Below are 12,801 nucleotides of genomic sequence, written 5' to 3'. Positions count from 1 at the left end.
GGGGACAACCGCCGTCTACCCGACCCGGCGGAGGCAGTAACGCCGACGGCGGCCAAAAAAAGTCGCCCGCCGTCCCGCCCCCGAGAGCCGGCGTCGATCATGCAGCCGTGGTGAGGCGCAAAACGCCTGAACAAGGATCTAACGGGCACACGATTGCATGATCGACCGAGGTGGGAGGGCTCGGGCGGCGGGTTTGTCGGTCCGGACGTCGGGCACGCATCCCGCAACGACACTCCTGCGAGGTGATGGACATGCGTGAGGACGACATGCGGCAGGACGCCGCCCGGCGGGCCGAGGAGCGCATCGCCGGCGGCGCGTACGGCGAGGGCGCCCTCGACGAGGTCACCGTGCCCCAGACGGACGTGCAGCGGGTCATCCAGGACGAGGACCCGGACGACCCGGCGCACGTTCCGGTCGATCCTGAGGTGTTGCGGGACGGCGGACCCACCCGGGGGCAGGGCGCCGTCACCACGACCGGCGGCACCGCCGGCCCGGCGTCCGTCCGCCGGCTGGCGCGGCAGCCGGAGCGGCACCCCGGCAAGGTGGCGCCGACCACCACGGGCGACGCCACCACCGGCGGGCTGAGCACCCCGGCGGGCGGCTCCACCAGCGACCAGTCCGGCCCCGCCAGCCAGGTCGGCGACTTCACCCCGGAGTGACCCGTCCGTCGTCTGTCGGATCAGGTGGTTCACCCCGGAGTGACGCACCCCGTCGCCTGCCGGGTCAGGTGGTTCACCCCGAAGTGGCCCACCCCGTCGCCTGCCGGGTCAGGTGGGGCGGAGGATGCCCAGGCGTTGGGTGGCGCGGGTGAGGGCGACGTAGAGATCGCTGCGGCCCCGGGGCGACTCCGCCACGATGCGGTCGGGGTCGACCAGGAGGACGGAGTCGAATTCGAGGCCCTTCGCCTGGCCGACGGTGAGCACCACCACCCGGCTCTCCAGCTCCGGGTCCTCGCCGACGGCCGCCTCGGGCAGGGCGGCGGTGAGCGCCGGGCCCAGCTCGTCGACCCGGCCGGCCGGCACGATCACCCCGAGCCGGCCGTCGTCCAGGCCGGCCGCCTCCCGGGTGGCGGCGACCACCAGCTCCGCCGCCAGCCGCTGGGGGGCCACCGCGCGGTCCCACGGCGGCACCCCGCTGGAGCGTACGGAGCGGGGCGGGCGTAGCGCCGGGTCGATCTCGGTGAGCACCTCGGCGGCGACCGCCATGATCTCGGCCGGGGTGCGGTAGCTGACGGTCAGCTCCTCCAGCCGCCAGCGCTGCGCCACGTACGGCTCCAGCGCGTCGGCCCAGGACGGCGTGCCGGCCAGCGCCCCGGTCTGCGCCACGTCGCCCACGATGGTCATCGAGCGACTCGGACAGCGGCGCATCAGCAGCCGCCAGGCCATCGGCGACAACTCCTGCGCCTCGTCGACGATCACGTGCCCGAACGCCCAGCGCCGGTCGGCGGCGGCCCGCTGCGCGGTGGTCAGCCGGTCCGCCTCCTCCTGCCGCTCCAGCAGCCGGTCGGCGTCGAGCAGGTCGGTCACGCCGAGGATCTCGCCGCCCTCGGCCTCGTCCTCCACGTCGATGGAGCGGGAGCCCCTGGCGATCTCCAGCACGCCCTCGGCGTACTCCCGCTGCATGGCCCGGATCCGTTCCCGGCGGGCGGCGGAGGCCCGCTCGTCCTCGCCGAGCAGCTCGGCCGCCTCGTCGAGCAGCGGTACGTCGGCCGGCGTCCAGCCGCCCGGCTCGCGGTGCAGCATGGCCCGCTCGTCGTCGGTGAGCATGGGCGCGGCGGCGGCGATCCGGTCGGGCGAGGCGTACAGGTCGGTGAGCAGGCGCTGCGGGGTGAGCACCGGCCAGAGCTGGTCCAGCGCGGCCCGCACCTCGGGCTCCTCGCGCAGCTCGCGGCGGATCTCCGCCACGTCGGCCTCGTCGAGCAGGTTCTCCCCGCCCAGCGGGTCGGCGCCGATCCGCTCGGCGACCTGCGCGGCGAGGGCGTGGACGATCTCGACGTCGAAGAGCGCCCGGGCCAGGTTGTGTGGCCGGTCGGAGCGGCGGGCCCGCTCCCGGGCGGCGCGTACGGTCTCCGGGTCGAGCCGCAGCACCTCCTGCTGCGGCAGCTCGATCTCCAGCGGCTCGTCGGGCACCCACTGCCGGTTTCGGACGGCGGCGGCCAGCACCTCGGCCAGCACCGCGCGGCCCTTGAGGGCGGCGGTCTCGGCGGGCTCGGCACGGCGGGCGCTGACGCCCGGGAAGAGATCGCCCTGCGTCCGCAGCAGCACGCCCGTCTCCGCCAGCGCCGGGAGCACCTGGGAGATGTAGCGCAGGAACGTGGCGTTCGGGCCGACCATGAGCACGCCCCGGGTGGAGAGCTGTTCCCGGTGGGTGTAGAGCAGGTACGCCGCGCGGTGCAGCGCGACCGCGGTCTTGCCGGTGCCGGGGCCGCCCTGCACCACGAGTACGCCCGGCAGGCTGGCGCGGATGATGCGGTCCTGCTCGGCCTGGATGGTCTCGACGATGTCGCGCATCCGACCGGTGCGCCCGGCGTTGAGCGCGGCGAGCAGCGACGCCTCGCCGGTCAGTTCCTCGTGGGCGGTGGGGGAGGCGGTGGCGAGGTCCAGCACCTCGTCGTTGAGCGCGACCACCTTGCGCTCGCGGGTACGCAGGTGCCGGCGGCGGCGTACGCCCTGGGGGTTGGCGGCGGTGGCGAGGTAGAAGGCGCGGGCCGCCGGGGCGCGCCAGTCCATCAGCAGCGGGTCGTAGTCGCCGTCGGTGTCGAAGATCCCGATCCGGCCGATGTAGTGGGGACCGCCTTCGTCGGTGTCGAGCCGACCGAAGCAGAGGCCGCTCTCGACGGCGGAGAACTGCTCGACCTGGTCGGCGTACATCCGCACGGCGCTGTCGCGCTGGGAGAGTGCCTGACGGGTGCCACCGGTCGCCCGCAACTCCTCGGTCAGCCGACGGGCGGCCTGCTCACGCAGCTCGTCCAGCCGGCGGTAGAGCATCGAGACGTATTCCTGTTCGCGACCGATTTCGTCGTTCGGCTGCAATTCCGTGGAATCGGCGGAATGCCTTGACAAGCCGTCTCCCATTTGCCTATAATCTCTCTCGGAACGGCTATGAATGGCCGTTCTTTTTTGTTGCCTGAACTGAGAAAGATACCGTGCGCCGGTCGCCGTGACCAAGCGCGCCGGGCACATGCCGCCGGCCACCCCACGCAGACGACGGGGCCCGCCGAAACGGCGGACCCCGTCGGACTGCCGATGCTCAGCCCTTCGCCACCTCGTAGAGCCGCTCCGGCGTCACCGCGCCCGCGATGAGCCGGCCGTCGTCGGTGAGCAGCACGCTGAACACCTTCCCGGTCAGCAGCCGGCCGCTGCCCCAGTCGCCGCTGACCTTCGGCAGCGCGCCGAGCAGCGCCGCCGGGTCGCCGGTCGGTCCGTTCCCGGCGCGGCCGGGGGCGGCCGGTCGGTCCGCGGGCGCGCCGGCGCCGTCGAGCCGCGCGACCACCACGGTGGTCCAGCTCTCGCCGACGGTACGCACGTCCGGCCGCGCGCTGGCCATGGGCCGCTTCCCGGGCACGTCGGCGTGCTGCCTGCCGGCGGTCTCCTCGGTCACCTTGACACCGGGCGGCGGGTTGAAGGTGAACTGGTCGGCGTCCGGCCGGGCGTACGACACCTGGGTGAAGGCCATCTCGAAGGCCGGCTTGTCGCTGCCGTCGGCGAAGACCTCGAAGCGCAGCGGCACGTGCTGCCGCGCGTCGATGGCGATGCGCACCTGGTGCACCAGCGAGGCGGCGTCGCGCGGGGCGAGCACCAGCTCGTACGCGTCGCGACCGGCGACCGTGGCGGACCGGCCGACGCTCACCTCGGTGCTCGGGTCGATCGCGGCCAGGGCCCGGTCGGCGGCCTCCCCGGGAGTGACCGGCAGCTCCGGGGTCTCGGCGCCGGCGGCGCCCTCGGGGAGCGTGCGGTGGGTGGCGGTGTTGGACCGGCTGTTCCAGACCCACACGTCCCGGCCGTTGCGCAGGATGTCCCGCTCGCCGAGCGTGTCCATGAGCGCGACGCGCTGCCGGTCGGGCCCGGAGTGCCAGACCCGCAGCGTGTGGGTGCCGGTGAGCAGGCCGGTCAGGCCGTCGCCGCCGACCAGTCCGGCCAGCGGCGGCAGGCCCAGGTCGGCGCGCTGCACGACCGTGCCGGAGAGCCCCTCCAGCCGGGAGGTCTGCAGGTCGACCAGGAGTTGGGCGGCGGTACGCGGCGGCAGGCTCGGCTCGGCCTGGGCGGCGAACGTGCCGAGCGCGGCGCCGCCGCCGATGACGGTCGCGACGGCGGTCACCGGGACCAGCCAGCGCAGGACGGGACGGCTCTTCAGGACGGACATGTGACACCTCCTGCCGACATCCTGCCCCCTCGACGCTGTGAGGGCGCTGAGGACGGCCGTACGGCCCCGGGCGCGCCGGTGGCACCCTTGGGGTATGCGGTTGCTGGTGGTGGAGGACGAGTCGCGGCTGGCGTCCGCCCTGCAACGGGGCTTGCAGGCCGAGGGGTTCGCGGTGGACGTGGCCGCGACCGGCCCCGAGGGACTGGACGCGGCACGCCACGGCGGCTACGACGCGATGATCCTCGACGTGATGCTGCCCGGCCTCTCCGGCTACGAGCTGGTCCGCCGGCTGCGCGCCGAGGAGCACTGGCTCCCGGTGCTCATGCTCTCGGCCAAGGACGGCGAGTACGACCAGGCCGACGGGCTGGACTGCGGGGCCGACGACTACCTCACCAAGCCCTTCTCGTACGTGGTGCTGCTGGCCCGGCTGCGGGCCCTGCTGCGCCGGGGCGCCCCCGAACGCCCCACGGTGCTCGCGGTCGGCGACCTGCGGCTCGACCCGGCCCGGCGGCGGGTGACCCGGGCCGATGCCGAGGTCGCGCTCACCAGCCGCGAGTTCGCGCTGCTGGACTACCTGATGCGCCGCCCCGGCGAGGTGGTCTCCAAGACCGAGCTGCTCGACCACGTGTGGGACGCCAGCCTCGAGACCGCACCCAACGCCGTCGAGGTCTACATCGGCTACCTGCGGCGCAAGATCGGCAGGGAGCGGCTGGAGACGGTCCGGGGCGCCGGCTACCGGCTCACCGCATGAGGCCCGGGCTGCGCGGGCGCCTGCGCGCCGGGCCGGGGCTGCGCGGGCGGCTGATGGCGGTCGGGGTGCTCGGCGTGTCGGGGGGACTGGCCGTCGGCGGGCTCGTCCTGCTCGCCGTACTGGGGTGGGCCCTGCAACGCGCCGTGGACACCGAGGCGTTCCGGACCGCCGACGCGGTCGCGCTGCTCGCCGCCGAGGAGGTCCTGCCCGACCCGCTGCCGGTGGCCGGCGGTCAGGTCCGGGTGCAGGTGATCGACGCCGAGGGGCGGGTACGGGCCGCCTCGATCGACGCCGACCGGCTGGTGCCGATGGTGTCGCCGGAGCGGATCGACGTCGGCGTCCGGCAGCGGTTGACGGTGTCGGGGGAGCGGGTCGGCCTGGCCGGGCCGGTACGGGTGGTGGCCGTACCGGCGGGCACCGACGCCGACCCGCGTACCGTCCTGGTGGCCCGGTCGCTGGCGGACGTGCGGCACAGCGCGCACGTCGTACGCACGATCCTGCTGGTGAGCCTCCCGCTGCTGGTGGCGGTGCTCGCCGCCGTGGCGTGGCGGGTGGTCGGCGCGACCCTGCGCCCCGTCGAGGCGCTGCGCCGGGGCGCCGAGGAGATCACCGGGCGCGACGGGGGCGGGCGGCTGCCCGTACCGGCGTCGCGGGACGAGATCCACCGGCTGGCGGTCACGCTCAACGGGATGCTGGGCCGGCTGGAGTCGGCCCGGGACCGGCAACGGGCGTTCGTCGCCGACGCCGCGCACGAGCTGCGCAGCCCGCTGGCGAACATCCGTACGGAGTTGGAGGTAGCCCGGCGGCTGGCCGACCGGACGGACTGGACGGCCGTGTCGGCGAATCTGCTCGCCGACGCCGAGCGGCTCGGCCGGCTCGTCGACGACCTGCTGCTGCTGGCCCGGCTCGACGAGCGCCCGCCGGCGCGGGCCACCGGGCCGGTCGAGCTGGGTGCCCTGCTGTCGGCGGTGGCCGCCCGGTACCCGTCGCCGCCGGTGCGCCTCGACCCGCCGGCGGCGCCGCTGTGGACCGAGGGCGACCCCGACGAGCTACGGCGGATCCTGACCAACGTCGTCGACAACGCGGTCCGGCACGCCCGCGGCGAGGTGGTGCTGACCGCCGCTCCGGCCACCGGCCGGGAGGGCCCCGCCGACGGCGGGGGCCGGGACGCCGGCGGGAGAGCGGACGGGAGAACGGGCGGCGGCGGGAGAGCGGGCGGGAGAGCGGGCGGCGGCGGGACCGAGGGCGGAAGAACGGGCGGCGGCGGGAGCGCGGGGGTGGGCAGCGGCGGAAACGGCGGCGGGAGAGCGGGCGGCGGGACCACCGGCCGGGGAAAGGGCGGCAGCGGCGCTGGCGCGGGGGCGTACCACCTGGTGACGGTGACCGACGACGGGCCGGGGATCCCCGCCGCGGACCGGGAGCGGGTCTTCGGCCGGTTCACCCGGCTCGACGACGCGCGGGCCCGGGACGACGGCGGCGCCGGCCTCGGCCTGGCCATCGTGCGCGAGCTGGTCCGTCGGGCCGGCGGGAGCGTCGACCTGGCCGACGCCCACCCCGACCGGGCCGGCGGGCCGGGGCTGCGGGTACGGCTGCTGCTCCCGGCCCTGCACGATCCGGAACATCCCTGACGCGCGCCGGGCCCGACCGGCAGGGGCCAAGGCGGTCCGGCAGGGCGGAGGCGGTCCGGCAGGGCGGAGGCGGTCCGGCAGGGCGGAGGCGGTCCGGCAGGGCGGAGGCGGTCCGACAGAGGCGGTCCGGCAGGCAAAGGCACGGGCGGTCCGGCAAGGTGGTCCGGCAGAGGCGCGGGTGGTCCGGCGCGGCGGCACCGGGCTCTCGGCGTCCTTGCCGGTCCGTCAGCTCCGGCGGGTGCAGACCTCCGGCGCGCGGGCGATCATGTCGGTCGACCACACGACCGCGACGGTGAAGCAGTAGTCGGTGCTGCGGTTCAGGCCGTAGACGACGAAGGCGGTGGTGCCGGCGGGCAGGTTGGCGAAGGCCGTCTGTGCCTGGCCGGACCGGCCGCCCGAGATCACGACCGGGCCCTCCCCGCCGGCCGGGTACGTCCAGCGCAACGCCACGTTGTCCCGGTTGTCCCGCAGCGTCACCGCGCTGGGCGGGCTGCCGGGGGAGGCCGCGCCCCCGGTCGTCGGGCCGGCGGCGGGCGGGGCGCCCGTGCCGGTCGGGCCGCCGGCCGGCGTGGAGGCCGGTGCGCCGGTCGCGGCCGGGGGCGCCGGATCGGACCCACCGTCGACCGCCGCCACCCCGGCGATCACCGCCGCCGTGCCCAGCAGCGCCACCACGACGCCACCGACGACGAGCGTCAGCAGCCGGGTGTCGCGCCGCGACGGTGCCCGGTGGACCGGCACCGGCAGCAGCCGCGACGGCTGGTACGGCTCCTCGGGTGCGTCGGGCCGGCGGACGCGGTGCACCCCGTCGGCCTCCTCGCCGCCACCGCCGGCCAGCGGCACGACCGCTGGCGGCACGGCGCTGTCGGCCGGCCCGTCCCCGGCGTCGCCCTCGGGCGGCCACCAACCGGGCGGCGGGTCCTCCGTCGGCTGCCGGGGCGTCGGCACCGTGTGCGGTGCTCCGGCATACCGGTCGGCGTGCGCCGCTCCGGCGTACGGGTCCGACGGCGGCGCCCCGGCATACGGGTCCGTGTACGGGTCGGCGTGCGGCGGCCCGGCGTACGGGCTCGGATCCGTCGGGCGGTAACCCGGCTGCGAGGGGTGCTGCGCCGTCGACGGTCCGTCGCCCGGGGGTGGGGTGCGCGCGGACGGCACGATCGGGCCGTCCCGGCCCACGGGTGCGGCGTCGGCGCAGACGTGGTCCGGGTTGGCCGCCGCCCGGGCGAGCCCCGCCACCTGCGCGGCCAGCGGATCGTCCGCCGGCAGTTGCTGGCGGCACAGCTCCCTGGCCAGCGCCAAGTTGTCGTGCGCCTCGGTGAACTGCCCGCAGTCGCGTTGCATCGCGCCGAGCCGGGCCAGCATCTTGATGCCGCTGGGGTGCCCGTCGCCGTAGACCTCGCGGTGCAGCTCCCAGGCGTCCTGCAACCGGTCGCGGGCAACCTGGCACTGGCCGCGCGCGTACTCCACGGTGGCCAGGTCGGCGTGGGCGGCGAGCACCCGCAGCGACTCGGGGCCGTCGAGCGCGGTCAGCTCGATGATCACTTCCTGGTAGAGGCGGGCGGCGCGCGACCAGCTGCCGACCCGGTGCAGCACCGCCGCGAGGGTGGCCGCGGCGGCCACTGTGCGCTGGTCGGAGCGCCCGTGCAACCGGGTCGTGGCCGCGTACGCGAACGCGGCCCAGCCCCGGGCCGAGTGCGGCTCGCCGAGGGCGACCAGCACGCGGGCCTGGAGGCTGGCGGCCTCGGCCAGCTCTGGTGTGGCGTTGGCCGGACGCGGGTCGGCGTCGGTCAGCGCGTCGGCGAGCAGCCGTTGGGCGCCGGCGAGGTCGCCGGAGGACACCAGGTGGTGTGCGTGGTCAGTCAGATCCCCGAAGCCGGAAGGCACGCCCCATCGTGCTCATCCGACGACGGTAAGTACAAGACCCGAATGGGAGTGTATTGGTCAGGAACCGGTCAGGTGGGCGGCGAGCGTCTCGCTGATCCGGCGCAACTGGTCCACCTGGGCGGGGGTCAACGCGTCGAACAGGTGGCGGCGTACCCCCTCGACGTGGCCGGGCGCGGCGGCGGCGAGGGCGGCGAATCCCTCGTCGGTGAGGACGGCGATCTGCCCGCGCCGGTCGGTGGGGCACTCGTCGCGGCGGACCCAGCCGGCCGTTTCGAGTCGCGCGACGGCGTGCGAGAGCCGGCTGCGCGAGGAGCCGCTGGCCTCGGCCAGGTCGCTCATCCGCAGCTGGCGTCTGGGCGCCTCGGAGAGCCGGACCAGGATCTCGTAGTACGCGTGCGGCATCCCGGCGTCGCGTTGCAGCTCCCGGTCGAGCGCCTCCATCAGCGCCCGGGAGGCGGTCAGGTACGCGCGCCAGGTGCGCTGCTCGTCGGGATCCAGCCAGCGGGTCATGACGGCCATCATACGGCAGATAGTTGAACGTTCAACAAAACCGCGCTAGCGTCGGTGGCATGGGAATCCACCGCCTCAACCACGCCGTGCTCTACGTCAGTGACCTCGCCCGCAGCGTCGACTTCTACCGCGACGTGCTGGGCTTCCGGCCGATCCCGATGACGCCGGACGGTTTCCAGGGCGCCGCCTTCCTCCAGGCGCCCGGCTCCACCAACGACCACGACCTGGGCCTGTTCGAGATCGGCGCGGGCGCCGGCCGCTCCACCGCCGGCCGCGCCACCGTGGGGCTCTACCACCTGGCCTGGGAGGTCGACACCCTCGACGAGCTGGAGGCCACCGCGCAGCGGCTCGCCGCCGCCGGAGCCCTGGTCGGCGCGTCCGACCACGGCACCACCAAGAGCCTCTACGGGCAGGACCCGGACGGGCTGGAGTTCGAGATCGTCTGGCTGGTGCCGGCGGACCGGCTCGACGACGCCGCCCTGGCCGCCCGCAAGCGGATCGGCCGGCTCGACCTGGACGCCGAGCGGCGGCGCTACGGCGGCCAGACCCGCGGCGGCGTGGGCGTCTCCGTACCGGCCTGACCCGCCCCTGGGCGCGGCGCCGCCCCGCCGACAGCCAGGCCATCGGGGGGCCGGCGGTGCCCCGCCGGCAGCAGGCCATCGGGGAACCGGCGACGCCCCGATGGCCGGCCGGTCGGGGGAGCTGTGCCCGGCCCGGGGCGGGGGTGCGGTAGAACGGCAGCATGCCGACCGACGCCGTCCTGCGCGAGCTGCTCGTCCGACACCTGGAGACCTGGCTGCCGGGGGCGCTGCACCGCGCCCGCCGGGCCACCCTCGCCCTGGCGTACGCCGGTGGCGACGCCGGCCGCGCGGAGGCAGCGCTGCGGGTGGTCGCCGGGCACGCCGAGCGGCTGCGGGGCCGTCAGCTCACCGTGCTGGTGCTCGCCGACGGCTCGGAGGAGCTGCCGGCCCGGCTCGGTGCCGTGGAGGCGGGACTGCCGGCGGGCGTCGCCGTGCACCTCGTGCCCGGCGGTCCCGCCCGGCTGCCGGTGGCGGTGAAGGCGGCCGGCGCGGCCGGCGCGCCCCTGCTGTCCGTCGTGGACGCCGACACCGCCGATCCCGCCGTGCTGACCGCCGCGGCGACCGGCAAGCCGGCGGACGTGCTGTTCGCCACCGCCGCCGGGGCCCCCGTACGCGCCGCCCTCGCCGACGCCGGGTTCCGGCTGACGACCGAGGTGGAGTTGGTGCCCGCCGACGGCGCCCCGGCGCGGCTGGTCGCCTTCGCGAGCGGGTCGGACAAGAGCCTGGAGGCGTTCAAGGAGGCGCTCTGGGCCGTCGACGATGCCGCCGGCGTGCGCTACCGCGACGCGGCGGGGCAGCTCCTCGACGTCGTACCGGCCCCGGAAACCGGCCCACTGGGCCACGAGCTGCTGGCCCAGCTGACGCGCTCCGGCCCGCGTACGGTCACCGAGCTGCGCCGGCACGCCCTCACCGCGACCGCCTACCGGTCGTCCGACGCCGTCCGGGCGCTGACCGGGCTGCTCGCCGCCGGGGAGGTGGCCCGCGAGCCCGAAGACGGTCGGCTCGGCGGCGACGTGCTCATCTCCGTCCGGGGCGCACGCACGCTCACCTGACCGACGCCCACCCGCACACACGTCGAGCGGGGTGCCGGTGAATCACCGGCACCCCGCTCGACCTCGGGACGTCAGGCCCGGGACTTGTCCTGCTTCCAGGACAGCGGACCCGGCAGGTCGACCCGGTGCGCCTTGGCGCGGGAGTTCCAGGACCAGCGACCGATCTTGATGCTCCAGGACGAGAAGCCGTTCTCGGTGAAGTTCAGGATGATCGGGCCGTACTTCTTGCGCTTGCGGAACATCAGACCCATCGCGGGGCTCCTTTCGATTCCCTTCCCTGCCCTGTCGAACCCGAACATGCCCGGAACGACGAATTGCGAAACCCGCCCTCTCCCCAGTGGACGATGCGGCCGAACACGACGTGAAATCCTACCAACCAGATAGGTGATGCCGGAGGGCTTTTCGCAGGTGACATGGCATTCCGGTGGGCCCCGCGGGCGCGGGTCCCATCCCTCGGTAGGGCATTGACCTCGGCGGTCGGCCCCGGCAGCATGGGATCATGACGCACCGGGACGAGCATCTCCTCACGGCCCGCGTGCACGTCGACCTGGTCCGCCACGCGAGCGCCCTCTGTTGATCCGACCCGGTCCTCCCGAGTCGCGGTCCCCGCCCGGCCGCACCCCTGCACCGCCCGGCCGCGTGCCGCGCCCCCGTAGTGGGCCGTCCCCCCTCGTCGACACCGCAGGAGCCCTCATGGCCTCACCCCGGACGGCGCCCGTCGCCGCCACCGCCCCGACCGCCGATGACCGGCACCCGCTGGCGCACCGGCCCCTGCCCGACCCCGGTGCCGGCGTGACCACCGTGCCGCGCCCCCGGGCGGACGCCACCGACCTGCTTCCGGTGGACGGTGACCTGTTCCGCGCGTTGCTGCGCCGACAGGCCGCGACCGTCACCGTGGTGACCGCCGTGGCACCGGGCACCGTCGATCCGGCCTGCCTCGGCGGCCTGGGCGAGCCCGTCCGGGTCGGCTTCACCGCCACGTCGTTCACCTCGGTCTCGCTGGACCCGCCGCTCGTCTCGTTCTGCCTCGGGGTCGCCTCGTCGAGCTGGCCCGTGCTCGACCGCGCCGAGTACGTCGCCGTGCACCTGCTCGGCGCGCACCAGCGGGAGGCCGCCCAGGTCTTCGCGACCAGCGGGATCGACCGGTTCGCCGCGTATCCGCACTGGACGCCGGGGCCGTTCGGGGTGCCGCTGCTGACCGGGGTGCCGGCCCGGCTGCTCTGCCGGATCGCGCACCGGGTGCCGGCCGGCGACCACACCCTCTTCATCGCCGAGCCGCTCGCCCTCGGCGGCGGCGAGGACGTCGACCCGCTGGTCCGGCACCGGGGCGACTACACCACGACGGGCGCGGCGATGCCGTCATGACCGGGACGGCCACCCGCCCGGCGGCCGATCAGCCGCAGGCGGCCCCCACGGGCGGTCCGACCGGCGCCGGGGACCTGCTCGCGCTGGATCCCGCCGCCCAGGACCTGCTGTTCCGGGCGGCCCGCACGGCCAACACCTTCACCGACGAGCCCGTCACCGACGCCCAGGTCAGGGCGATCCACGACCTGGTCCGGTACGGGCCGACGGCGCTCAACGCCCAGCCGCTGCGGATCCTGCTGCTGCGCTCGCCGGCCGCCCGGGCCCGGCTGCTGCCGCACGTGTCCCGCGGCAACCGGGCGAAGACCGCCGCCGCGCCGCTGGTGGCGGTGCTCGCCGCCGACGTGGACTTCCACGAGCGGCTGCCGGAGCTGTTCCCGCACCAGCCGCGGGCACGTGACTGGCTCGGTGACCGGGCGGAGCGGGTCGCGCAGGCCCGGTTCAACGCCACCCTCCAGATCGGCTACCTGGTGGTCGGCGTACGGGCGGCGGGGCTGGCCGCCGGTCCGATGGCCGGCTTCGATCCCGTCGGCGTACGGCAGGAGTTCTTCCCGGACGGCCGGCACGAGGTGCTGCTGCTCATGAACATCGGCCGCCCGGGGCCGCACGCGTGGCACGACCGACTGCCCCGGCTGGACGCCGCCGAGGTGATCACCACGCTGTGACGCTCCGGC

13 protein-coding genes are annotated in these 12,801 nt (G+C 75.6%); 8 read left to right on the top strand and 5 right to left on the bottom strand.

Annotated features, from left to right (window positions below):
• Window positions 1-251 precede the first annotated feature (251 nt).
• Complete coding sequence (locus ACGFIG_RS17110) at window positions 252-659, top strand: hypothetical protein (RefSeq protein WP_393003851.1); 408 nt, start codon at window positions 252-254, stop codon at window positions 657-659.
• A 108-nt stretch (window positions 660-767) separates the two neighbouring features.
• Here ACGFIG_RS17110 and ACGFIG_RS17105 read toward each other — a convergent pair whose 3' ends face one another.
• Together ACGFIG_RS17105 and ACGFIG_RS17100 are read right to left on the bottom strand one after the other, a co-directional pair.
• Window positions 768-3,074 (bottom strand): HelD family protein, encoded by a 2,307-nt coding sequence (locus tag ACGFIG_RS17105; protein ID WP_393003849.1) that lies wholly within the window; start codon window positions 3,072-3,074, stop codon window positions 768-770.
• Between the two features lie 175 nt (window positions 3,075-3,249).
• Window positions 3,250-4,362 (bottom strand): outer membrane lipoprotein carrier protein LolA, encoded by a 1,113-nt coding sequence (locus tag ACGFIG_RS17100; RefSeq protein WP_393003847.1) that lies wholly within the window; start codon window positions 4,360-4,362, stop codon window positions 3,250-3,252.
• A 94-nt stretch (window positions 4,363-4,456) separates the two neighbouring features.
• On the opposite strand from ACGFIG_RS17100, the gene ACGFIG_RS17095 reads away from it, so the two are divergent.
• Window positions 4,457-5,113, top strand: coding sequence for a response regulator transcription factor (locus ACGFIG_RS17095; protein ID WP_393003845.1), 657 nt, complete (start codon window positions 4,457-4,459; stop codon window positions 5,111-5,113).
• Entirely contained in the window at window positions 5,110-6,741 is a 1,632-nt protein-coding gene (locus tag ACGFIG_RS17090) for a sensor histidine kinase (protein WP_393003843.1), read from the top strand. Before ACGFIG_RS17095 ends, ACGFIG_RS17090 begins: the two co-directional genes overlap by 4 nt.
• Window positions 6,742-6,966: 225 nt before the next feature.
• On the opposite strand, the gene ACGFIG_RS17085 is transcribed toward ACGFIG_RS17090, so the two are convergent.
• Together ACGFIG_RS17085 and ACGFIG_RS17080 are read right to left on the bottom strand one after the other, a co-directional pair.
• Window positions 6,967-8,622, bottom strand: coding sequence for a tetratricopeptide repeat protein (locus ACGFIG_RS17085; RefSeq protein ID WP_393003841.1), 1,656 nt, complete (start codon window positions 8,620-8,622; stop codon window positions 6,967-6,969).
• A 57-nt stretch (window positions 8,623-8,679) separates the two neighbouring features.
• The gene (locus tag ACGFIG_RS17080; protein WP_393004687.1) at window positions 8,680-9,141 is read right to left on the bottom strand and encodes a MarR family winged helix-turn-helix transcriptional regulator; all 462 of its coding nucleotides are present in this window, start codon (window positions 9,139-9,141) and stop codon (window positions 8,680-8,682) included.
• 50 nt (window positions 9,142-9,191) lie between these two features.
• Here ACGFIG_RS17080 and ACGFIG_RS17075 point away from each other — a divergent pair, with 50 nt between their 5' ends.
• Both ACGFIG_RS17075 and ACGFIG_RS17070 read left to right on the top strand, forming a co-directional pair.
• The gene (locus tag ACGFIG_RS17075) at window positions 9,192-9,713 is read left to right on the top strand and encodes a VOC family protein (RefSeq protein ID WP_393003839.1); all 522 of its coding nucleotides are present in this window, start codon (window positions 9,192-9,194) and stop codon (window positions 9,711-9,713) included.
• A gap of 161 nt (window positions 9,714-9,874) precedes the next feature.
• Entirely contained in the window at window positions 9,875-10,765 is an 891-nt protein-coding gene (locus ACGFIG_RS17070) for a hypothetical protein (RefSeq protein ID WP_393003837.1), read from the top strand.
• Window positions 10,766-10,836: 71 nt separating this feature from the next.
• Here the strand turns inward: ACGFIG_RS17070 and ACGFIG_RS17065 are convergent, their stop codons facing one another.
• The gene (locus ACGFIG_RS17065; RefSeq protein WP_007075522.1) at window positions 10,837-11,016 is read right to left on the bottom strand and encodes a DUF4236 domain-containing protein; all 180 of its coding nucleotides are present in this window, start codon (window positions 11,014-11,016) and stop codon (window positions 10,837-10,839) included.
• A 248-nt stretch (window positions 11,017-11,264) separates the two neighbouring features.
• Between ACGFIG_RS17065 and ACGFIG_RS17060 the strand changes: the two genes are divergently transcribed.
• The 3 genes from ACGFIG_RS17060 (at window position 11,265) to ACGFIG_RS17050 (ending at window position 12,792) form a co-directional block, all read left to right on the top strand.
• Entirely contained in the window at window positions 11,265-11,342 is a 78-nt protein-coding gene (locus ACGFIG_RS17060) for a putative leader peptide (RefSeq protein ID WP_393004685.1), read from the top strand.
• A gap of 215 nt (window positions 11,343-11,557) precedes the next feature.
• Entirely contained in the window at window positions 11,558-12,130 is a 573-nt protein-coding gene (locus tag ACGFIG_RS17055) for a flavin reductase family protein (protein WP_393004683.1), read from the top strand.
• Window positions 12,127-12,792 carry a malonic semialdehyde reductase gene (locus ACGFIG_RS17050; RefSeq protein WP_393003835.1) on the top strand — a complete coding sequence of 222 codons (666 nt, stop codon included), beginning with the start codon at window positions 12,127-12,129 and terminating at the stop codon, window positions 12,790-12,792. The genes ACGFIG_RS17055 and ACGFIG_RS17050 overlap by 4 nt, the downstream gene beginning before the upstream one ends.
• Window positions 12,793-12,801: the final 9 nt, after the last annotated feature.

Origin of the sequence: Micromonospora sp. NPDC049048, assembly GCF_043197615.1 — a bacterium.
Taxonomy (GTDB): Bacteria; Actinomycetota; Actinomycetes; order Mycobacteriales; family Micromonosporaceae; genus Micromonospora.
This window is presented reverse-complemented; position numbering and strand designations above follow the sequence as displayed.